This window comes from Paenibacillus sp. P46E, assembly GCF_001909095.1.
Classification (GTDB): domain Bacteria; phylum Bacillota; class Bacilli; order Paenibacillales; family Paenibacillaceae; genus Paenibacillus_AQ; species Paenibacillus_AQ helianthi.
Window position 1 is genome coordinate 26,681 of the sequence record NZ_LVYZ01000065.1, and the last position, 21,305, is coordinate 47,985.

General features: G+C 50.4%; 20 protein-coding genes, 1 rRNA gene and 1 other RNA gene. 21 read left to right on the plus strand and 1 reads right to left on the minus strand.

Annotated features, from left to right (window positions below):
• Window positions 1–123: 123 nt before the first annotated feature.
• From A3849_RS24350 to argS, 6 genes are all read left to right on the plus strand, one after another.
• On the plus strand, window positions 124–1,311 hold the full coding sequence (locus A3849_RS24350) for a WD40/YVTN/BNR-like repeat-containing protein (protein WP_083613646.1): 1,188 nt from the start codon (window positions 124–126) through the stop codon (window positions 1,309–1,311).
• Window positions 1,312–1,541: 230 nt separating this feature from the next.
• The gene (locus A3849_RS24355) at window positions 1,542–2,399 is read left to right on the plus strand and encodes a carbon-nitrogen hydrolase family protein (protein ID WP_143191892.1); all 858 of its coding nucleotides are present in this window, start codon (window positions 1,542–1,544) and stop codon (window positions 2,397–2,399) included.
• Window positions 2,400–2,414: 15 nt separating this feature from the next.
• Window positions 2,415–3,083, plus strand: a complete 669-nt coding sequence (locus A3849_RS24360) for a GNAT family N-acetyltransferase (RefSeq protein WP_074113711.1) — start codon at window positions 2,415–2,417, stop codon at window positions 3,081–3,083.
• Between the two features lie 45 nt (window positions 3,084–3,128).
• Window positions 3,129–3,797, plus strand: coding sequence for a GNAT family acetyltransferase (locus A3849_RS24365; protein ID WP_074113712.1), 669 nt, complete (start codon window positions 3,129–3,131; stop codon window positions 3,795–3,797).
• Between the two features lie 167 nt (window positions 3,798–3,964).
• Complete coding sequence (locus tag A3849_RS24370) at window positions 3,965–4,408, plus strand: YwiB family protein (protein ID WP_074113713.1); 444 nt, start codon at window positions 3,965–3,967, stop codon at window positions 4,406–4,408.
• Window positions 4,405–6,090 carry an arginine--tRNA ligase gene (gene argS, locus A3849_RS24375; RefSeq protein ID WP_074113714.1) on the plus strand — a complete coding sequence of 562 codons (1,686 nt, stop codon included), beginning with the start codon at window positions 4,405–4,407 and terminating at the stop codon, window positions 6,088–6,090. Before A3849_RS24370 ends, argS begins: the two co-directional genes overlap by 4 nt.
• A gap of 223 nt (window positions 6,091–6,313) precedes the next feature.
• On the opposite strand, the gene A3849_RS24380 is transcribed toward argS, so the two are convergent.
• On the minus strand, window positions 6,314–7,483 hold the full coding sequence (locus A3849_RS24380; RefSeq protein WP_074113715.1) for a S8 family peptidase: 1,170 nt from the start codon (window positions 7,481–7,483) through the stop codon (window positions 6,314–6,316).
• Window positions 7,484–7,883: 400 nt separating this feature from the next.
• Between A3849_RS24380 and rpoE the strand changes: the two genes are divergently transcribed.
• The 15 genes from rpoE to A3849_RS24455 all read left to right on the plus strand — a co-directional run.
• Window positions 7,884–8,447: a DNA-directed RNA polymerase subunit delta gene (gene rpoE / locus A3849_RS24385; RefSeq protein WP_074113716.1), complete on the plus strand. Its 564-nt coding sequence runs from the start codon at window positions 7,884–7,886 to the stop codon at window positions 8,445–8,447.
• Window positions 8,448–8,778: 331 nt separating this feature from the next.
• The gene (locus tag A3849_RS24390; RefSeq protein ID WP_074113717.1) at window positions 8,779–10,386 is read left to right on the plus strand and encodes a CTP synthase; all 1,608 of its coding nucleotides are present in this window, start codon (window positions 8,779–8,781) and stop codon (window positions 10,384–10,386) included.
• Window positions 10,387–10,696: 310 nt separating this feature from the next.
• On the plus strand, window positions 10,697–11,083 hold the full coding sequence (locus tag A3849_RS24395; RefSeq protein WP_074113718.1) for a response regulator: 387 nt from the start codon (window positions 10,697–10,699) through the stop codon (window positions 11,081–11,083).
• A gap of 207 nt (window positions 11,084–11,290) precedes the next feature.
• Complete coding sequence (gene fba / locus A3849_RS24400) at window positions 11,291–12,145, plus strand: class II fructose-1,6-bisphosphate aldolase (protein WP_074113719.1); 855 nt, start codon at window positions 11,291–11,293, stop codon at window positions 12,143–12,145.
• A 270-nt stretch (window positions 12,146–12,415) separates the two neighbouring features.
• A complete protein-coding gene (locus A3849_RS24405; RefSeq protein ID WP_074113720.1) occupies window positions 12,416–13,669 on the plus strand; it encodes a UDP-N-acetylglucosamine 1-carboxyvinyltransferase in 1,254 nt (417 codons plus the stop codon).
• Window positions 13,670–13,836: 167 nt separating this feature from the next.
• Window positions 13,837–15,195 carry a transcription termination factor Rho gene (rho, locus tag A3849_RS24410; RefSeq protein WP_074086985.1) on the plus strand — a complete coding sequence of 453 codons (1,359 nt, stop codon included), beginning with the start codon at window positions 13,837–13,839 and terminating at the stop codon, window positions 15,193–15,195.
• A gap of 23 nt (window positions 15,196–15,218) precedes the next feature.
• On the plus strand, window positions 15,219–16,496 hold the full coding sequence (locus A3849_RS24415; protein WP_074113721.1) for a radical SAM family protein: 1,278 nt from the start codon (window positions 15,219–15,221) through the stop codon (window positions 16,494–16,496).
• Window positions 16,497–16,616: 120 nt separating this feature from the next.
• Complete coding sequence (gene rpmE / locus A3849_RS24420) at window positions 16,617–16,814, plus strand: 50S ribosomal protein L31 (protein ID WP_074086987.1); 198 nt, start codon at window positions 16,617–16,619, stop codon at window positions 16,812–16,814.
• 126 nt (window positions 16,815–16,940) lie between these two features.
• Window positions 16,941–17,209, plus strand: an RNA gene (gene ffs / locus A3849_RS24425) — signal recognition particle sRNA large type.
• A 136-nt stretch (window positions 17,210–17,345) separates the two neighbouring features.
• Complete coding sequence (gene dnaX, locus A3849_RS24430) at window positions 17,346–19,130, plus strand: DNA polymerase III subunit gamma/tau (RefSeq protein WP_074113722.1); 1,785 nt, start codon at window positions 17,346–17,348, stop codon at window positions 19,128–19,130.
• A gap of 45 nt (window positions 19,131–19,175) precedes the next feature.
• Window positions 19,176–19,487, plus strand: a complete 312-nt coding sequence (locus tag A3849_RS24435; RefSeq protein WP_074086989.1) for a YbaB/EbfC family nucleoid-associated protein — start codon at window positions 19,176–19,178, stop codon at window positions 19,485–19,487.
• A gap of 35 nt (window positions 19,488–19,522) precedes the next feature.
• On the plus strand, window positions 19,523–20,122 hold the full coding sequence (recR, locus tag A3849_RS24440) for a recombination mediator RecR (protein ID WP_074113723.1): 600 nt from the start codon (window positions 19,523–19,525) through the stop codon (window positions 20,120–20,122).
• A 214-nt stretch (window positions 20,123–20,336) separates the two neighbouring features.
• The gene (locus A3849_RS24445) at window positions 20,337–20,582 is read left to right on the plus strand and encodes a hypothetical protein (RefSeq protein ID WP_074113724.1); all 246 of its coding nucleotides are present in this window, start codon (window positions 20,337–20,339) and stop codon (window positions 20,580–20,582) included.
• 32 nt (window positions 20,583–20,614) lie between these two features.
• Complete coding sequence (locus A3849_RS24450) at window positions 20,615–20,881, plus strand: pro-sigmaK processing inhibitor BofA family protein (RefSeq protein ID WP_178382790.1); 267 nt, start codon at window positions 20,615–20,617, stop codon at window positions 20,879–20,881.
• A 303-nt stretch (window positions 20,882–21,184) separates the two neighbouring features.
• Window positions 21,185–21,305: ribosomal RNA gene (locus tag A3849_RS24455) — 16S ribosomal RNA — on the plus strand; the annotation flags it as partial.

Genomic DNA, 21,305 nt, shown 5'->3' on the forward strand with positions numbered 1-21,305 from the left:
GGTAACCAAATTGTTTTCATTTTGTGACTTTATCCAGGTAGAAAGAAGAGGGATTGGACAGTATAACAGAGTAGTGTCAAGTAGTATCTATTAGAGACGACAAATCGTTCAGGAGGTGTCATTATGAATTGGACTAAAATGCTGCATCAGGGGAAGCTGACTCTCCTGTCCGCAGTTCTGGTGGCAGTTTCTGCTTGGGGAATGCACGCTTCTCCATCACAGGCAGCCTCTGCGGCAACAGCTGTACCGGCTTGTGGCACCGGTGATCATGGATTGCTGAAAGAACTGCAAGCACGGCATGCTGCATCAGAAGAAACCCCGCTGAGTTTCTCGGATCTGCAATTTCTGAGTGCCGATACAGGAAGGGCAGCGGGTAGCGGCTTTATGATTGGAACCTCGGACGGGGGCTGTCATTTTCAGGAGATTTACCAAGGGCAGTGGAATTTCAGGCAGATTGACTTTCCGAATAATGTCCAGGGCTGGGCACTGGCTTCCGTGAAGGATGCAGCGGCAACCTACCTCATTGCCACCACGAATGGCGGTTCTACCTGGACCCGGATAGGGAATACGGCAACGGATTTTGAAAGAATTGACTTTAAGGATAGTAAGCGGGGCTTCGGCTACAGCCCGAATGCTACCTCCTACACTAATGACGGAGGACGTACTTGGAGTCTGATCCGCACTCCGGCCAACACACGCAGCGCGGAATTTACCAGCCGTGACAAGGGTTATGCACTTGTGATAGCACCGGGGGCCGGCTACCGTGTCATGAAGACTTCGAATGGCGGTTCCACTTGGTCTCTCTCGCTACAATCGGCTTTTGCTTATCCTGAGTCCGGGAGAATCTATGCGAGCGGTGATCAGGTGTACGCTTTGCTGTATGGCGGAACAGGGATGTCGCAGACCTCATACTCACTCTATGCCAGCAGCAATAAGGGTGGCAGCTGGAAACGTGTGATTGCCCAGGATTCTGCCGGGGGCGGACCTGCACCAGGCAGCGGGGCGGCACAGCTTCGGTCCGGACCTGCCTCGGGCAAGCCGGGCAATATGCAGCTTGTAGGCAGCAGCGCCGCCTTTCTGGTCGGCTTCTCGCCTGCTGGCGAAAAAGTAGCCGTAGGCCGTTCTTATAAAGGCGGCAAGGAGTGGACTAACCTTCCAGCTATTCCGGGCAATGAGGGGATGATCTCCTTCACAGGTCTTAAGGAAGGGTGGATGGCTGTCCGCGGGCAGAATACTTCTTCCTTATACAGCACCGGTGACGGCGGATCGACATGGAAGTTGAAATTGTCTTTTAAGGGGACAGGGCAATAAGCTGAACGGCATATCTATTTATGATGAGAAATACCATCAGAGACCGGCCTGTATTAACCAGCGGGAGCGGCTCCGTCACAGGAGCTGCTTTTTTGCGTGCAGTCAACCGGATAAAACAACAAGGCACAGAGGTGCAGCATGGGCTTCAGGTGTGATTTTGCGAACCAATATGGTAAAATTTTAGGTACTTTACGTATGCACCCCATTTCATGCTTAGGAGGACTGCGGCTGTGTCCATTCGCGTATCTGCCATACAATATCATTTACATACCATTTCCTCCTTTGAGGAGTTTGCCGCCCAGTGCGAGCATTATATAAAAACGGCCGAGGAGTTCGGCGCCGAGTTCATCCTGTTTCCCGAATTTTTGACGACACAGTTGATGTCCATTGGCGATGAACGGGGGAATGCTCTTGGCATAGAAGATCTGCCGCAATTTACGGACCGTTACCGGGAGATGTTCTCCGGGTATGCCCAGAAATATGCTGTGCATATCATTGGCGGGACCCATGTGCTTCGTAGAAACGACAAGCTCTATAATGTGGCCCATCTCTTTTATCCGGATGGAAGAATTGCCGAGCAGGCGAAGCTGCACATCACGCCGGCTGAAGTCGAGGGCTGGAATATGGGTGCGGGGGAAGGGCTGGAGGTGTTTCAAACGGAGAAAGGAACCATCGCCATGCTAACCTGCTACGATATCGAATTTCCGGAGATTGTGCGCATGGCCCGGGCCAAGGGGGCGGATGTCATTTTTTGCCCTTCCTGCACGGATGACCGCCATGGTTTCCACCGAGTTAGATACACCAGCCATGCCCGTGCCATTGAGAATCAAATCTACGTCGTGCTCACAGGCACTGTAGGCTCGCTGCCTACCGTAGACCTGATGCGGGCGAACTTTGGCCAGGCTGCGGTAATTACGCCCAATGATATTCCGTTTCCTCCCAGGGGTCTGTTGGCTGAGGGTGAAATTAACGATGATATGATTATCACCGCCGACCTGGATCTGGAGCTGCTCTACAGAGTTCGTGACCGCGGGTCGGTGACCACTTGGCGGGATCGCCGAACGGATCTGTATACAGACTGGATGTAAGGGGGACGAAGAGGCATGTATAACAAGAGCTTTTACGCTTTCGACGGTAAAATCCCAGTGCCTGCAGTGCTCCGCAGCTACAAGGAAGCCGATTTTGCCGAGCTGATTACCATTCAGTCCGAAGCCTTTCCGCCTCCCTATCCTGCTGAACTATGGTGGAACCGGGAGCAGCTGATGAATCATGTGACGCTTTTTCCGGAGGGGGCGCTATGTGTGGAGGTGAACGGGGAACTGGCAGGGTCAGTAACCGGACTGAAAATTCATTTTGACACTGAGGCCCCGGCGCTCCATCATACCTGGTCAGAGGTTACGGCTGACGGATATATTACTACCCACCAGCCGGGCGGGAACACGCTCTATATTGCCGATCTGTGCGTCCGTCCCAAACACCGCAAGCTGGGGCTGGGCAAAGAGTTGGTACAGTCGCTGTATCATGTTGTGGTAGAGCAGAGGCTGGAGCGGCTGCTGGGAGCGGGCCGTATGCCAGGCTATCATCTTCAAGCCTCCAGGATGTCTGCGGAGGAGTATCTGGAAGGAGTGACAGCCGGCAAATGGTCCGATCCGGTGCTCACCTTTCTGCTGCGCTGCGGGCGGTCCCCGGTGGGAGTGGTGGCTGATTATCTGGAAGATGAAGAGTCGGGCAACTACGCTGCGCTCATGGAGTGGCGTAATCCTTTTCTATAATAAGTAAGGAAACATCTTTATCAGAATCGGAGGAGATCCTTGAGTATGGAATATACAAGAATTACGAGTGTCGCGGATCCTTTGTTCAGACAAGTACATCATCTGCTGTCAGATGTGTTTCCCCCTGAGGAAGTTCTTGAATTCAGCTTGTGGAAGGAACCTCTGGAAGATCCCGGCATCCGTGTATTTGCTGCTGTGCATGATGGCGCTGTTGTGGGCACTACGGAATACCGTTATTACACCGACTGGAATGTGGCGATGACCGATTTCACTATCATTGGCCGGGAGGGCCTGGGAATAGGGCGCTTCCTGGCTCAGAGCCGCCTGAAAGACTTGAAGAAGCTGGCAGCAGGCAATGGTAAAGAGCTATTTGGCATGTTCGCCGAGATTTACGATCCTTACCGGGTGGAGTATGCATTTGGGGGCATCAAGCCTATGGACCCGTTTGTCCGCAGGGAGGTGCTGTCACATCTGGGATACAAGCGGATGGATTTCCCGTACGTTCATCCCTCCTGGCAGGGTGACGGGGAGGCGGTGTCGGGTCTTGACCTGTGCTTTATGCCGGGGGATGAGGATTTGAGGCAGGTCAAGGCTTCTTTGGTTGCGGACTTTCTGACCCGCTATTATGCAGTACTTGCCGATAAGCCGGAAGCCTGGACGTCTATGGTAGAGGGGCTGAAGAGCAGGGATACAGTGTCGCTGCTGCCTTTGTGACTCTGGAATTCATCCGCTAAAAGCGGCATGAATCAAGAAATCCGGAGACAACAGCTCCTGGAAGTCCAAATTAGCGATTGAATTGCCCTCCCGATCTGGATATAGTGTACAATGGGAAAGCGAATGTGCCTTAGATTATATAAGTGTGAATAAGCGAGGAACGTGTGATGACTGAAGTGCAGCAAGGCAAATACGGCGTTTCCGTAACGCTTACGAGCGTACAGGGCGGAGAACGGAATGTGGTACACGCCTCAGGTGAGGCTATTGCCAGAGGAGATCAGCTGTATATCCGTTATGAAGAAACGCAGACAGGCCCTAAGGGCGAGCAGGTTTCTGTCCGAACCACTTTGAAGATTTCAGACAGTGAACTGAAACTGATTCGACACGGCGGTGTCCAGTCGGAGCAGTCCTTTGTTCCGGGACAACGTCGGCCGGGATTCTACCGCTCGCCATATACACAGTTTAATCTCTCCACAGCCACCCGGAAACTGGATATGAAGCGCGAGGGAAGATCGCTTGCGGTTTCGTGGGAATATGATCTTTACGTATACGGGGAATTATCGGGACAGTTCGCTATAAGTTTGCATATACAGGAGGAACTACAATCATGACACATAGTCAAAATCCGCTTCAGTTAGCCAATGAACGGGTGAAGGAAGCGATCGCTGGCGCCATTGTCGCCGCTGGCCTGGTCACCATAGAGGAGCTTCCGGCCATCGTACTGGAAGTACCCAAGGACAAAGCCCACGGAGACCTGGCTACCAATGCTGCGATGCAGCTAACCAAGATTGCCAAGCGCAATCCACGGCAGATTGCTGAAGCGATCATTGAGCACCTGGATAAGGGCAATGCTTCTATTGAAAAAGCAGAAATTGCCGGACCGGGCTTCATCAATTTTACGTTGTCAAAAAGCTACCTCTACCCGGTAATCGCCCTCGTGGCTGAACAGGGTGAGGACTATGGCCGCATTAATGCAGGCCAGGGGCAGAAGGTCGAGATGGAATTTGTCAGCGCGAATCCTACCGGCAGCCTGCATCTGGGACATGCCCGCGGGGCTGCTGTTGGCGATGCGCTGTGCAACGTGCTTGATTTTGCCGGGTACCAGGTCACCCGCGAGTATTACATAAATGATGCCGGAAACCAGGTTCAGAACCTGTGCAAATCCATCGAAACCCGTTATCTCCAGGAGCTGGGCCAGCAGGCGGAAATGCCGGAAGACGGCTACCATGGCGAGGACATCAAGGGTTTTGCCAAAGAGCTGGTGGCCGAAAAGGGCGACGAGCTGCTGTCCATGACACCAGGCGACCGCGCAGCCTTCTTTCGTACCTATGGTCTTACCAAGGAGCTGGATAAAATCAAACGCGACCTTAACCGGTTCCGCGTGGGCTTCGATATCTGGTTCAGTGAGACCTCCCTGTACGAGAACGGTGAAGTGCTGCGTTCCCTGGACGAGCTGCGCGATCGCGGTGAGGTCTACGAACAGGACGGGGCGACTTGGCTCCAAACAACGAAATACGGCGATGACAAGGACCGCGTATTGATCAAGAACGACGGAACCTATACCTATCTAACCCCGGATATCGCGTATCACAGCGACAAATATGGCCGGGGCTATGACAAAATGATCAACATTTGGGGCGCCGATCACCACGGCTATATTCCCCGGATGAAGGCGGCCATGTCTGCACTTGGCAATGATCCGGAGAAGCTGGTCGTGTTGATTGCCCAAATGGTCAGTCTCTTCCAGAACGGCGAAAAGGTTAAAATGTCCAAGCGTACCGGCAAAGCGGTAACGATGGAAGACCTGATGGACGAAGTCGGAATCGATGCCATCCGTTATTTCTTCACCATGCGCAGCATGGATTCACATCTGGACTTCGATATGGATCTGGCGATTTCCACTTCCAACGAGAACCCTGTATTCTATGTGCAGTATGCACATGCGCGGATCTGCAGTATTTTCCGTCAGGCTGAGGAGCAAGGAATTCTATTGCCTGATTTTGCCGAAATCGACTATGCCAAGCTGACCGCTGCACATGAATATGATCTTCTTCGCAAAATCGGCGAATTGCCGGCGGAGATCGAGATAGCTGCCAGCAGCTATGCGCCGCATCGTCTGATCCGTTACGTATACGATTTGGCTTCGCTGTTCCACAGCTACTACAAAGCGGAGCGCGTCATCACCGAGGATGCCGCCCAGACCGTAGCCCGCCTTGCTCTGCTGGGCGCGGCCCGGACCACAATTGCCAACGTGCTTCGTCTCGTTGGTGTAACTGCACCGGACCGGATGTAACGGTCCAGTTTAAGCAAAAGCTCCGCCCCCGTATAATTTGGAGGCGGAGCTTTTGCTATACTTACTGACTAGGGGAATGTGATTGATCTACGCTACTCATTCCTACTGCTCAACCCGGCCTAAGCCAGCTGGGTATGCCGGGACAACTCCCGGTGCAAGCGGTCCGCCCGTGGCCCGCCCAAGGCCTACCCGCTGCCCTTGCGGGCATAGGAGGCCGCCGCCCCTACGCCTTCGCGGCGGTGGCCCGCTTCGCCCGTGCGCCTGCCCGCAGCAGGCGCAGGGCATCGGCCACCCCGCCGCCTAAGGCCGTGCGGCGCTGGCCTTTGCGCAGCCGCACCGGCGATGCCGTGCGGCGCAGGAGCAGCTTCAGCTCCCGTGGCGAGAGGCCCGGGCGCAGCGCGAGCAGCAAAGCGGCGGCTCCCGTGACATGCGAGGTCGCCATGGAGGTGCCGCTCATCTCTTTGTAGCCCTCCTTCAGCCAGCAGGAGGGCACGCCCTCGCCGGGTCCGTATACATCGATATACGGACCCCGGTTGCTGAAGGCCGCGACGCGGTGCCTCCGGTCAAGGGCGCCGACGGCGATCGTCTCGGGGTAGCGGGCGGGATAGTCCCCGCCGCGTTTGCCGTCGTTGCCGGAGGAAGCAATGATGGCGATCCCGGCCCGGTAGGCCTTGATCACCACATCGTGAAGGGCTTTACTTCTCGTTTTCATGCCGAAGCTCATATTAATGATATCGATCTTGTTCTGTACGCACCAGTCGATGCCGAGTACAATGTCCGACACATAGGCCGAGCCGCTGTGGTCAAAGGCCTTGACCGGGTACAGCTGTGCCCGCGGCGCTACGCCCATCATGCCGCGGGTGCCGCCGGCCGCCGCCAGCGTACCGGCGATATGAGTGCCGTGTCCGTTATCGTCGAGCGGCAGCATGCCGCGGTGCAGCAGGTTCACGCCGGAAGCCAGCGAATGCCTAAGATCCGGGTGCCGGTAATCGGCACCTGTATCAATGACTCCGATCTTTACATGCACTCCGGTCGACCGGGACCACGCCTGCGGAGCATGAATGGCTCTGACGCCCCAAGGCATCATGGCGGTCCCTGATTTTTCAGGGGCCACCGCGTGAACCTGTATCCGGGAATCCTCTTCGATGCTTAGGGAATCTTCATATTTATAGAGCAGCTTCCCCGCACCCGCGGCGGGCACAACAAATGCCCGGATTAATGGGGATATTTGTACTTGCCGCAATTCTGGTTTCTTTGCCTTCAGTGCCTTCCACTCTGATAGCGCTCCGGCATACTGGCGGGCATCATTGAAGGTGACAATGCGCCGCTCGGCATTTTTGGGGGCAGCCGATATCTCACCAAGCAGCATCTGCCAAAATCCGTAGTAATCCATAAGTTACGCCGTCCCCTCCTCGGTGCCGTGCTGCCATATTGTATGAGGGGAGGCAGACGTCCGAATGGGAACTTGCCCTTTTTTAGCGAAATAGGCTGCCCATCGTGTCAAAAGGCGGAGCTTTACATAAAATAAACAGAAGAGAGCGCGAGTTCTCTTTGCAACATCCCGTAAGGAGCCGATCCTTGGCGTGGATACAGTCATGCGCGGAGGAACTTCCTCCGCCTTTTTGGCGTGAGTGAATAACAGGTTTCAGAGCAGGCCCGGGAATACATCATTCAGCCGGATGGTTTTGACTTGCAATTTGCTGCCAAATAGGTTTTACTTAGTTTTGTTAATGGATATTATGAAATAGAAATTAACGGTAATGTGAACAATGCGTGAGAGGAAGTGTCCTTTAGTGAGTACGCCACTCAATTTAAAGCTGGACCCTGAGAAAATAAAAGAAATGCCGATGGTGGACCTGGCTTTCCTGGTACTCAAAGCAGCCAATACACCTTACTACTACCGTGATCTGATGGTTGAGGTAGCCAGTTTGCGCGGTATGACCGATCAAGAAAGCCAAGATACTATTGCCCAGTTATATACCGAGATTAATATTGACGGGCGTTTTGCCTGTGTTGGAACCAACCTGTGGGGGCTTAAACGCTGGTACCCTCTGGAACGCTCTGACGATCCTGTCGGCAATACCAAACGCGTGCGTATCATCAACGATGAGGATGACGATCTGGAAGACGATGATTTCGCCGAAGAAGAAGAGAACTACGCTGCAGAGGAAGAGGATTTCGATGCTATCGACGAAGATCGCGACGACCTCTATTCCGACGACGACAGCGAAGAAGAAGTCGACGAAGATGTTGTTATCGATGAAGACGACATTGACGAAGATGAGGTTGATGATGAAGATTCCGAAGACGGCGAAGCAGAAGATGCCGATGATGAGGATGAGGACGAGAAATATTAAAGTAGTATACGTTTGCGCGTAATTCCTCCCTTGACATGGGTGGGACCGTCAGAGTAAACTATTGCATGGGCTTATAATGGAAGTTAATATTGTTTTCTAAAATAAAAAGTGCCCCGGGTCTACGGGTGTCACTTTTTTGTTTTTTTAAAAGATAGAACTCATATGTTTCACGTTATTAATTATCCTTATCTTTCTATAGAAATGGATGGTTTTTTCCGGGATTCATTGGAGAAGTAACTTTTTGGGTTCCCCGTTTTGATAATCGAAAAAAGGGTTACGATAAACACCAAGCGTGCCTGAATTTCTGGACTTTATTTAGGAGGGTTTTACAGTGACAAAGTATATTTTTGTAACGGGGGGCGTTGTGTCTTCCCTGGGCAAAGGCATTACCGCCGCTTCTTTGGGCAGGCTGCTCAAGAACAGAGGATTGAAGGTGACTATTCAGAAGTTCGATCCTTACATTAACGTAGACCCTGGAACCATGAGTCCTTATCAGCATGGCGAAGTGTTTGTCACTGATGATGGAGCGGAAACGGACCTTGATCTTGGGCACTACGAACGGTTTATTGACATCAATCTCTCGAAGAACAGCAATGTTACAACCGGTAAGATATATTCCTCGGTCATCAGCAAAGAGCGGCGCGGGGAATACTTGGGCGGAACCGTTCAAGTCATCCCGCATATCACGAACGAGATCAAAGAGCGCGTATTCCGTGCAGGCCGCGAGACAGGATCAGATGTGGTCATTACAGAAATCGGCGGTACCGTGGGCGATATTGAGAGCTTGCCGTTTATGGAAGCTATCCGTCAGATCAAAAGCGACATCGGCCGGGAAAATGTAATGTATATTCACGTAACCCTGATTCCATATATTAAGGCTGCAGGAGAAGTGAAGACCAAGCCGACACAGCACAGCGTGAAGGAGCTTCGCAGCATCGGGATTCAGCCTAACGTGATCGTCTGCCGTACGGAGTATCCTTTGACCGACGATATGAAGGCCAAACTTGCTTTGTTCTGCGATATCGACGCCAACGCCGTAGTAGAATGCCGCGATGCCTCGACATTGTATGAGGTTCCGCTGAACCTGCGCGATGAAGGCTTGGACGAGATTGTAGTCAATCACCTGAAGCTGACCACTCCTGCACCGGATATGCGTGAGTGGGAGAGCATGCTGAGCCGGATTCAGCAGCTTGAGCGCACGGTTGAAATTGCCATTGTCGGCAAGTATGTAGCACTGCATGATGCTTATTTAAGTGTAGTGGAGTCGCTGTCCCATGCCGGTTTTGCTTCGAATGCTGAGGTGAAGATCCGCTGGGTCGATGCTGAACAGGTTACTGACGAGAATGTAGATGAACTGCTGGGAGGCATTGGCGGAATACTCGTTCCAGGCGGTTTTGGTGACCGGGGAATCGAAGGTAAGATTTCCGCCATTCGTTATGCACGAGAACAATCCATTCCTTTCTTCGGCATCTGCCTGGGAATGCAGGTTTCCGTGATCGAATATGGCCGTTCCATTCTGGGACTGGCTGGTGCAAACAGCTCGGAGATCGATCCGTCTACACAGCATCCGCTTATCGACCTGCTGCCGGAGCAGAAGGATATCGAAGATATGGGCGGGACCATGCGTCTTGGTCTTTACCCATGTAAGCTTCTTCCTGAATCACTGGCAATGTCCTGCTACGATGATGAATTGGTATATGAGCGTCACCGTCACCGGTATGAATTCAATAATGCTTACCGCGATGAAATCGAAAAAGCCGGCCTCGTGATCTCCGGTACCTCTCCGGACGGCCGTCTGGTAGAGATTGTCGAGCTCCCGGGCCATCCATGGTTCTTGTCGGTGCAGTTCCATCCGGAGTTCACCTCCCGTCCGAACCGACCACAGCCGCTTTTCCGCGAATTTGTCAAAGCATCACTGACTCATTCCGAACAACTGTAATTTCATAAGAAGGCCTTTATAGGGCCCCGATGAGCCTCCGTATGGAGGCTTTCTTTGCAATATAGGACTGAACATAGTTCACAATTCCTCATGATACCGCCTTTTTTTTGAAAAGCGTGAATTGTCTGCACGGCGCAGTCTGGTTATAGTCCATAAAATGACATAGATTTAAGCATTTTAACCAATTAGCAGGATTTTGGCTGTAGGGAACGAATAATTAGGTTTCGTATAGACTTTTTAGGTTAAGGGGCCATTAGCTGTGTGAGTGCGCGGTATGGACAATCTGCTTCAAATTCTGGGAGGGTATGGTATGGAAAAGAAAAAAGTGTTAATTGTTGATGATCAGAACGGAATCCGGATTCTCCTCATGGAAGTGTTTAATAGCGAAGGGTATACCACATTTCAAGCAGCTAACGGAAAGCTGGCATTGGACATTGTCCGCAGCGAATCCCCCGATCTGGTCTTGCTGGATATGAAAATTCCAGGAATGGACGGACTTGAGATCCTGAAGCATCTGAAGGAGATCAATCCTGCGATCAAGGTTATAATGATGACAGCTTACGGTGAACTGGATATGATTAAAGAAGCAACCAAACTAGGGGCGCTGATGCACTTTACGAAGCCGTTTGACATCGATGAGATGCGGGTAGCTGTAAATATGCATCTTAACAATAAGTCGATAGACCAGTACAACTAACCTAGGAAATCTACAGTTTGGGAATGAGGGGTTATGGATACGCTAAAAAGGAACAGTCTGCCCGGGCTATGGGTTGGCCTGATATCGTCCCGCCGGGACATTTTTTTGTGTATCCTATTTAGTATTTAACACAGGATGTGCTATAATAGGCCTGTATGTGATGTCGGCTTATATAAGCAACCAAACATTCTTAGGAGGATTGAAACCATGCCATTAGTATCTATGACAGACATGTTAACCAAAGCACTTGAAGGAAAATATGCAGTCGGCCAGTTCAACATCAATAACTTGGAGTGGACACAAGCGATTCTTGGTGCAGCAGAAGAAGAAAAGTCACCAGTAATCCTAGGCGTATCTGAAGGCGCAGCTCGTCACATGGGCGGCTTTTACACAGTAGTTAAGATGGTTGAAGGTCTTGTCCATGACATGAAAATCACCGTTCCTGTTGCTATTCACCTGGATCACGGTTCAAGCTTTGACAAATGTAAAGACGCAATCGACGCCGGATTTACATCCGTAATGATCGATGGTTCCCACCACCCAATCAGCGAGAACATCGAAATGACCAAAAAAGTCGTTGATTATGCTCATGCTAAAGGTGTTTCTGTAGAAGCAGAAGTAGGAACTGTCGGCGGACAGGAAGACGACGTTATCGGCGGCATTCAATATGCAGACCTTAACGAATGTGTAAGCCTTGTTAAAGAAACTGGAGTTGACACTTTGGCTCCTGCTCTTGGTTCCGTACACGGTCCTTACCATGGTGAGCCTAACCTCGGATTCAAAGAAATGGAAGAAATCCGCGATGCAGTTAAGCTTCCACTCGTTCTTCACGGTGGTACTGGTATTCCTGAGCATGACATCAAAAAATCTATCTCCCTGGGTACTTCCAAAATCAACGTGAACACTGAGAACCAAATCGCGTTTGCTAAGGTTGTTCGCGAAGTTCTGGCTGCAAAACCGGATGCTTATGATCCTCGTACATTCATCGCACCAGGCCGCGAAGCTATCAAACAAACCGTTATCGGCAAAATCCGTGAGTTCGGTTCCAGCAACAAAGCCTAATATATTTTTGATGCACTGGACAGGCTCTGTAGAGCTATCTTTAAGCTGAATAGTCTGATATGGAAAGCACCGCCTAGCCGGTGTCTTTCCGTTTAATATAAGGAGTTATTTACCTATGGTGATAACCGGTCCTTATATTTTACTGTTGAAACGGGTGCCGTCCTTGTTATAAGGACGGCGCATCCGTTTCTAATTAATATAATTAAGCTAAGCCACAGCAGGTATTGCCAGGGCAAGCTGCAATACACGTAGGGGGAACCGGATAAATTTATGGAAAAATTAATGATTGGCGGTGGACGTCCTTTAGAAGGCGTCGTGACCATCAGTGGAGCGAAGAATAGCGCAATCGCGCTTATTCCTGCGGCGATCTTGGCCGAGTCTGAAGTTGTTCTGGATAACTTGCCGTCCCTTAGTGATGTAGCTGTATATTCCGAAATTCTGGAAGAGCTTGGAGCCACAGTCTCCTGGACAGGCAGCCAGATGAGAATTAATCCCTCCCGTATCGTATCCATCCCAATGCCTAACGGACCGGTTAAGAAACTCCGGGCTTCATATTACATGATGGGAGCACTCCTTGGAAGGTTCAAGGAAGCGACGATTGGTCTTCCTGGCGGCTGCAATTTCGAGCCTCGTCCAATTGACCAGCACATTAAGGGCTTTGAAGCGCTGGGTGCAACTGTGACCAACGATCATGGCTCTATTCATCTGTATGCCAAAGAACTGCGCGGTGCCAAAATTTACTTAGACGTATCTAGCGTAGGTGCCACTATTAACATTATGCTTGCGGCTTCACGTGCCAAGGGCTCAACAATCATCGAAAATGCGGCTAAAGAGCCTGAGATTATAGATGTAGCTACTCTCCTGAACTCCATGGGCGCTGTTATTAAAGGCGCTGGTACCGAAACGATCCGGATCGAAGGTGTTACGGAAATGCACGGGTGCCGTCACTCTATCATACCCGACCGTATTCAAGCTGGAACATACATGATTGCTGCTGCGGCTACGCGCGGCAATGTATTGATAGATAATGTAATTCCCAAGCATTTGGAGGCACTCACGGCCAAGTTGCTTGAGATGGGCGTAGATATCGAAGAACTGGATGAAAGTATCCGAGTCATCGGCAGAGCTAAATACGAGCATGCTGATGTCAAAGCACTGATATACCCCGGTTTTGCCACCGATTTGCAATCTCCAATGACGAGTATGCTTACCCAGGCGGAAGGCGTTAGTGTACTCAGCGATTTTGTATACAGCAACCGATTTAAGCATGTGCCCGAACTGGTGCGAATGGGCGCCAAAATCCGTGTAGAAGGCCGTTCTGCCATCATTGAAGGAAGTAAGCTGAATGCTGCTAAGGTCAAGGCTGCCGATCTGCGTGCAGGTGCAGCACTTGTGATTGCCGGCCTGACGGTGGAGGAAGGAATTACTGAAGTCACGGGTGTGGAGTATATAGATCGTGGTTACGACAATTTAGTTAGCAATTTGTGCAATTTGGGAGCCAAAGTATGGCGTGAGAACGAATAAATCAGGTTTAACCGATCTCCTGGAAGAGGTGTTTTTTTGCTCTCGAACTGCATATCCTCTTCCAGAATGGGTAATGCTATCCTAATAAGCAATTTAATAGACTCCTATTTTTTGCTGGTTAACCTGCTAGAAGAACTTATCATAAAAATTGAATAGGTGGTTATTACATGGATCTTCAAATTTCCGATTTGGAAGAAATGAAGCTGACCGATTTGTATAAGCTGGCGAAAAAATACCAGATTCCATACTACGGGACGCTTAAAAAGCGGGAACTGATTTTTGCCATCCTCCGGGCGCAGGCAGAACAGAGCGGGCTCATGTTTATGGAAGGCGTTCTTGAGATTTTACCGGAAGGATACGGTTTTCTTAGGCCGATCAATTATTTGCCCAGTGCGGAAGATATTTATATTTCGGCTTCACAGATCCGCAAGTTTGACCTCAGAAGCGGCGATCTTGTATCGGGCAAATGCCGAACACCCAAAGAGAATGAACGCTACTTCGGATTGCTTCAAGTCAATGCCGTCAACGGCGAGAATCCTGCCAGTGCAGCAGAGCGTTTGCATTTCCCGGCGCTAACACCTCTTTATCCGCAAGATAAGCTGCCGCTTGAAACATCCCCTACACACTTGTCCACTCGAATAATGGATTTGCTTGCTCCTGTTGGCCTGGGGCAGCGTGGTTTGATTGTAGCACCTCCCAAAGCAGGGAAAACGCTCCTCTTAAAAGAAATTGCCAACAGCATTTCCACTAACAATCCTGAAATTGCCCTGTTCGTACTACTTATTGATGAACGTCCCGAGGAAGTAACGGATATGCAGCGTTCCGTGAAGGGCGAAGTTGTGGCATCTACGTTTGATGAACTTCCAGAGAATCATATCAAAGTAGCTGAACTTGTATTGCAGCGGGCTTTGCGGTTAGTGGAGCATAAGAAGGATGTTGTTATTTTGCTGGACAGTATTACCCGGCTTGCACGTGCCTACAACTTGGTTGTACCCCCGTCCGGGCGTACACTGAGTGGCGGGATTGATCCGGCCGCGTTCCATCGTCCCAAGCGTTTTTTCGGATCGGCGCGGAATGTGGAGGAAGGCGGAAGCTTGACTATACTTGCTACAGCGCTTATTGATACAGGATCGCGTATGGATGATATCATTTATGAAGAGTTTAAAGGTACAGGAAACATGGAGCTTCATTTGGACCGTAAGCTGGCAGAGCGCCGCATTTTCCCGGCCATCGATATACGCCGTTCCGGCACACGCCGCGAAGAGGTGCTGTTGAGCAAGGAAGAGCTGGATACCATTTGGGCAATTCGTAAGAATATGAATGAATCGTATGACTTTGTTGAGGGCTTCCTAAAAAAGCTGCGTGACAGCAAGACAAATGCTGAATTCCTGGCGTCCTTTGACGTTGCCGGAAACAAAGAGTCTTCATCGCCAAGCGGGACAGCCAGCAATGGAGGTACCTCGAACAGCGGCTCGTCCGCACGTCGTACCACCCGGCCGAAGACACCCTCTGTTCCTACCACCTGAGAAACGATAATAAGGAGACTAACATGTATTTGGTATATGCCGACGGGCAAGGAAACGTATATGATCATCCCGAGCTGTATGGGCTGGCCCGCAGCGGGGATATGATTGTTGAGATGCTGGAGGAAGAATTAATACCACTGCCGGAGGGAGCCACCCTGGTAGGTCTGCCTAACACACGGGCGGTAGGTATGAATCCTGAGACGGGTGAGATGCTGCCGCTTCCGGAAGGCTTACAAGCTGTCGGGGCCCTGCTTCCGCAAGGCTTTACCCGCTTGTGTCTTCCCGGGTATGTCAAGACAGACAAGTCGTATAAGCTTCCACTCTTCGGTTATTCAGCAGTAGTGTGGAAAGATGGCGGCTTCTATGTGGCCGCCGATCTTACGGATGACCCGGAGCAATGGAACCCGCTTAATTGTGATCGGGAAGATGTAGAAGTGGGGGTAGGCAGTTTAACCGCCAAGTACCCGGAGAACCGTCTATACGATCATCTCTCCAATTGTGCACTGGGCTACGAATGCCTGACCTCTTCTAATACCTTTCTGGGACGCTGGGAGGGGGCTGTCCCTGTCTCCTATTCATGCAATGCCGGATGCTTTGGCTGTATCTCTGAACAGCCTGACGATAGCGGCTTTGTATCCCCTCAGACACGAATGAATTTCCGTCCCACAGTAAATGAGATTTCAGAGGTTATGCTGGAGCATCTAAAAACACCCCAGTCCATTATCAGCTTCGGTCAGGGCTGTGAAGGGGAACCATCCACACAGGCGAAGCTCATTATTGAGTCTATTCGTGAAGTCCGTTCCATTACAGATATGGGTTATATCAATATCAATACTAACGCAGGTTTAAGCGATCATATCCGCGGTATAGTTGATGCTGGACTGGATCTAATGCGTGTCAGCACAATCAGTGCGTTGGATGACCATTATAATGCTTATTACAAGCCGCGCGGCTATACGCTGGCAAATGTGGAGAAGTCTTTGAAATACGCAGCTTCACAAGGTGTATATACATCGATCAATTATCTGATCTTCCCGGGGGTTACCGACCGTGAGGAGGAGATTGAAGCGATGGTGGAATTCGTTAGACGTACAGATTTGAAGCTAATCCAAATGCGCAACCTTAATATTGATCCGGAGAGTTACTTGGAATTAATTCCACCGGCTCAAGGTGAGATACTGGGAATGAAGACGATGCTGGAGATCTTCCGCGAGGAACTTCCTGGTGTTGTTATAGGTTCATATACACATGTGCCACCAGCGGATTTGGCCCGTGCTAAGCAGCGTCGCGTGCAAATATAACCGCAAACAACCAGGAACTGGACATATTGCAGAGCCAGGCCTTTCGTGCTAAAATACCGCTTAGATATTTTATTAACTCTAGGTCCGCATGAGGCCTAGGGCACGAGAGGTGAGGTTTATATGCAATCCGTTATTCAACCTAAGTACAATGTAACCAAGGTAACCTGTGCATGTGGCAATACATTCGAAGCCGGTTCTGTGAAATCAGAGCTGCGCGTCGAAATTTGCTCCAGCTGCCACCCGTTCTATACAGGTAAGCAGAAGTTCATGGATGCCGGTGGCCGTGTTGATAAATTCAAGAAAAAGTATGGCATCTAATGGAGTAACCACACAAGCGGTTATGGATTAGTCCAGCCCCCGGACATGGCGTCCGGGGGCTTCTCCTTTAATTGGAGTTTCATCTGGAGTTGATTTTTGCCTTGGTGTAAGCTATACTTATCTTCGCCGTGCTAGACGGGGAGGTAGCGGTGCCCTGTAACTCGCAATCCGCTGTAGCGAGGTTGAATTCCTGTTAGAGGTGCTGTCGATGTGAGGCCTTGGTTCCTACGGGCTGTGTTGACGGTTGGGTCCTCCGCAATGAGTGCTTATGAACCTGGTCAGGTCCGGAAGGAAGCAGCCATAAGTAAGTTTACTCTTGTGCCGGAGGGTGGCCTAGCCCGAGCAGTGTTGTAGGGTTGCCGCTTGGATCGCAGCCATCAATAACAGGTGCACGGTTTAACATATTGTCCATTACAGTATCTTTGCCACAAGCGAAGGTGCTTTTTTGTTTTTGGTCAAAGTCTAGTGGATATAGTATAATAAATTAGCGACAAATGCCGAAAGCGGCAGCCTAAGAGAGGGTAATGCATAGTGGAACATATCGCGCTGTATCGTGCCTGGCGGCCGCAGTCGTTTCATGACATGGTAGGGCAACAGCACATAATTCAGACGCTGCAGAATGCAATTCGCGAACAGCGGGTTTCGCATGCCTACCTGTTCAGCGGACCGCGGGGGACCGGCAAGACAAGTGCCGCCAAGGTTCTCGCCAAAGCGGTCAATTGCGAACGCAGCGAAGGTCCGGAACCCTGCAACGAGTGTCCCTCTTGCCTGCGGATCACTGCGGGTAACGTCATGGATGTGCAGGAGATTGACGCAGCGTCGAATCGGGGCGTTGAGGAAATACGTGATCTCCGGGATAAGGTGAAATATGCACCTACCGAAGTTCGCCGTAAAGTGTATATCATTGATGAAGTGCATATGCTGACTACAGAGGCTTTTAATGCGCTGCTGAAGACGCTGGAAGAACCGCCTCCACATGTAATGTTTATTCTGGCGACGACAGAGCCTCATAAATTACCGGCAACGATTATTTCCCGCTGCCAGCGTTTTGATTTTCGCCGGGTGTCACTGGAGGAGCAGACAGCACACTTAGCAGTGATCTGCCAGAAGGAAGGTATTTCCGCAGACGCAGATGCTCTGCAGTATATTGCCCGACTTTCCGATGGTGGAATGCGTGATGCGCTCAGTATACTGGATCAAATTTCATCCTTTACAGATGGTCAGGTTACCTATCAGCAGGTATTAGGCATGACCGGGGGAATTCCTTCCGAACAGTTCGCGCGCCTGGCAACGGCCATTCTGAATGGGGATATGGGACTTCTTTTGGAGCTTGTTGAGCAGCTTATGCATGAGGGTAAGAGTGCTGATAAATGTCTGGAGAACCTGCTGTATTATTTCCGTGATTTGCTTATGATCAAGATGGTCCCAGGGGCCGATCAACTAACAGACCGGGTGCTGAATCCAGCGGAGTTCCGTGACATGGCAGCAGCATTTTCTAGGGACCGGCTGTTTCTGATCGTAGAGACACTAACCCGTTATCTGGGTGAGATGAAATATGCAACACACCCGCAGACGCTGTTTGAAGTAGCACTGATGAAGCTATGCAGCCTGCAACAGCAGGAAGCTTCTCCCCAAGAAGCCTCTCCGCCTCCCTTTGCTTCCGTTTCCAATCAAGCTGGCGGTAGCGCTGCAGCCGTGGACTCTGGCGAATTGGAGCTCCTCAAACGGCAGATTGCTGCCCTGGAGAAAAAGCTGGAGCAGGCTATGCAGTCTGGCGCCATTTCTGCCGGAGGGCGTGGTGAACAGGGGAATGCGGGCAGACCGTCTGCCGCTCAAGCACCAGCACCACGAATATCTTCTCCTTCGAAGCTTCCGCCCCAGTTAGATAAGTTTATTGCGGGGAAGGACAGTGCTGATTTTGCTGAAGTGTATAAGAAATGGAGTGCTGTCCTGCAAGGGGTGAAGGAAGAGAAGGTGACGGTTCATGCATGGTTTGTCGACGGAGAGCCTGTGGCTGTTATGGAAGATGCTGTGCTGGTTGCCTTTAAGAATACAATTCACCGCGACACCACTGAGAAGCCGGCTAACAGACAGGTGATCGAGAATGTATTTGCAGCCCGTCTGGGCAGACCTTACCGGCTTGTGACCATGCTGCTCCGCGACTGGAATGAGGCTGCGATGAAATCTGCTGCTCAGACTGGCACAGAGGAACTCCGGCTGGAGCATGAACACGAAACTCCGGACACCCGGACTGAACCATGGATTGACGAGGCGATCCAGCTCTTTGGGGAAGACCTTGTTGTCATAAAAGAGTAATTAACCTATTAGCGCTGAATGCGCATTCCAAAGGAGAGACGATGAATGAATAATATGAACCAAATGATGAAGCAGGTCAAAAAAATGCAGGAGCAAATGCTCAAGGCACAAGAAGAGCTGGGCAGCAAAACTATTGAAGGATCTTCCGGTGGCGGTGTGGTAACCGTACAGGTCAATGGACATAAGAAACTGCTATCAATCCAGATCAAACCAGAAGCTGTTGATCCTGAAGATATCGAGATGCTGCAGGACCTTGTAATTACTGCTGTAAATGATGCTCTTACCCAAGTGGAAGAATTGGCTAATAACGACATGGGTAAATTCACTGGCGGGATGAAGATTCCTGGCCTGTTCTAAACCTTACTCCATCTGTCCAAAGGAGAACCGATATTTTGTATTATCCAGAACCGCTAGCCAAGCTGATTGAAGCTTTTACGCGTCTGCCCGGAATTGGCCCGAAGTCAGCCGCACGGCTGGCCTTTCATGTGCTCAATATGAAAGAAGACGAAGTTATTGATTTTGCCAAGGCGCTGGTCAGCGTCAAACGCAATCTTCATTATTGCTCGGTCTGCTGCAATATTACGGATACCGACCCTTGCCGGATCTGTCAGGACAAAACCCGGGATGCCTCGGTAATCTGTGTAGTCCAGGATTCCAAGGATCTTGTGGCTATTGAACGAACCAAGGAATTCGACGGCTATTACCACGTGCTGCAGGGTGCAATCTCTCCTATGGAGGGTGTAGGTCCGGATGACATACGTCTGAAGGAGCTGTTGACCCGATTAAGCGATGAGAGGGTAAAGGAGCTTATCATGGCGACCAACCCTAACATTGAGGGTGAAGCTACAGCAATGTATATCTCCCGCTTAGTTCGTCCCTTCGAGATCAAAATCACCAGAATAGCCCATGGGCTGCCTGTAGGCGGCGACTTGGAGTATGCGGACGAGGTAACCTTGTCTAAAGCGCTTGAAGGCCGGCGTGAGCTGTTCTGAACAGTCTGACGTCATGTTATTTCAATAAAGGAGCCCATTGGGGCTTCTTTTTTTTGGCTTTTTTTGCGGTAAAGAATATTTCTGAAGAGAAATTTCGCGAATCGTTTACTACCGTTCTGGTTCTAAGTTTGTCCCGGTTTCGATATGAATGAGAATAAAAGAGGGCGCGATTTCAGAGCGGGCCCAAATTTATTCTTATGAGGAGGTATAGGGAATGGGATGGTGGAGCAATGGGCGGCAAAGCAGTAGAGAGAAAGCACAGCAGGACGACCACTGGAGTGTGTTTCTTGATGTTCAGCAGGCGCAATCCGAGTGGGAGAGAGCCCATCTGATGTTTGACGAGGCGCGGGGTCAGGATCAAATTGATTACGCCATATATATTTTGGAAGCGGCAGAGCGTAAATATCAGATCCATTTGAAGCATGCCAAAAACTTGGGTCTTAATAGAGCCCGGCTCTAGGGGTGACCGATGAACACAAAAGGAGGATTATCATGCTGAGAATGGCCGCGATAGCTGTGTTGGTGTTATCAGGACTTTTATTACTTCTTATTGTTTTCCGGAAAAAATTGGGCTGGGCATGGCTTAGCCTGTTCGGAACACATCTTCTTCTGGCTGCGCTAGGTATTTATGTGGTCAATTTCTCAGGCTTAGTTACAGATATATACATCCCCCTGAACCCTGCAACTATAGGCGCAGTAACGGTTCTTGGCCTTCCTGGAGTGCTGATGCTTCTAGGGTTAAAAATAACTTTGTTCTAAAGGTTGACGTGGATTGTGGATATATGATACATTAAGTCTCGGCCCTTTGGACAAGGTATCCTAAGATAACTTGCCGAGAAGCCAAGCGGAAAATTAAAATTAAAAAACGCTTGACTAAAATAAAGGTGCTGTGATATATTATAAAGGTCGCTGCTGACAAGCAACGATGAAGAAAAACGAGACATTGATCTTTGAAAACTGAACAACGAGTGAGTGGGATTTCACGCAAGTGAGATCCAAAAATAGAGAATATTTTATTCTCGTCAGATGTTTCAAAATGAGAAATCGCTCTTTCTAAATACCAATTTGGAGAGTTTGATCCTGGCTCAGGACGAACGCTGGCGGCGTGCCTAATACATGCAAGTCGAGCGGAGCTTATCCTTCGGGGTAAGCTTAGCGGCGGACGGGTGAGTAACACGTAGGC

Excerpts from the sequence above, each read along its gene's own strand:
- A3849_RS24435 (WP_074086989.1), top strand. The coding sequence starts at position 19,176 with ATGAATAATATGAACCAAATGATGAAGCAGGTCAAAAAAATGCAGGAG.
- rpmE (WP_074086987.1), top strand. The coding sequence starts at position 16,617 with ATGCAATCCGTTATTCAACCTAAGTACAATGTAACCAAGGTAACCTGT.
- A3849_RS24415 (WP_074113721.1), top strand. The coding sequence starts at position 15,219 with ATGTATTTGGTATATGCCGACGGGCAAGGAAACGTATATGATCATCCC.
- A3849_RS24445 (WP_074113724.1), top strand. The coding sequence starts at position 20,337 with ATGGGATGGTGGAGCAATGGGCGGCAAAGCAGTAGAGAGAAAGCACAG.
- A3849_RS24370 (WP_074113713.1), top strand. The coding sequence starts at position 3,965 with ATGACTGAAGTGCAGCAAGGCAAATACGGCGTTTCCGTAACGCTTACG.
- A3849_RS24380 (WP_074113715.1), bottom strand. The coding sequence starts at position 7,483 with ATGGATTACTACGGATTTTGGCAGATGCTGCTTGGTGAGATATCGGCT.
- A3849_RS24350 (WP_083613646.1), top strand. The coding sequence starts at position 124 with ATGAATTGGACTAAAATGCTGCATCAGGGGAAGCTGACTCTCCTGTCC.
- A3849_RS24405 (WP_074113720.1), top strand. The coding sequence starts at position 12,416 with ATGGAAAAATTAATGATTGGCGGTGGACGTCCTTTAGAAGGCGTCGTG.
- fba (WP_074113719.1), top strand. The coding sequence starts at position 11,291 with ATGCCATTAGTATCTATGACAGACATGTTAACCAAAGCACTTGAAGGA.
- A3849_RS24365 (WP_074113712.1), top strand. The coding sequence starts at position 3,129 with ATGGAATATACAAGAATTACGAGTGTCGCGGATCCTTTGTTCAGACAA.
- A3849_RS24360 (WP_074113711.1), top strand. The coding sequence starts at position 2,415 with ATGTATAACAAGAGCTTTTACGCTTTCGACGGTAAAATCCCAGTGCCT.
- rho (WP_074086985.1), top strand. The coding sequence starts at position 13,837 with ATGGATCTTCAAATTTCCGATTTGGAAGAAATGAAGCTGACCGATTTG.
- A3849_RS24450 (WP_178382790.1), top strand. The coding sequence starts at position 20,615 with ATGCTGAGAATGGCCGCGATAGCTGTGTTGGTGTTATCAGGACTTTTA.
- argS (WP_074113714.1), top strand. The coding sequence starts at position 4,405 with ATGACACATAGTCAAAATCCGCTTCAGTTAGCCAATGAACGGGTGAAG.
- A3849_RS24395 (WP_074113718.1), top strand. The coding sequence starts at position 10,697 with ATGGAAAAGAAAAAAGTGTTAATTGTTGATGATCAGAACGGAATCCGG.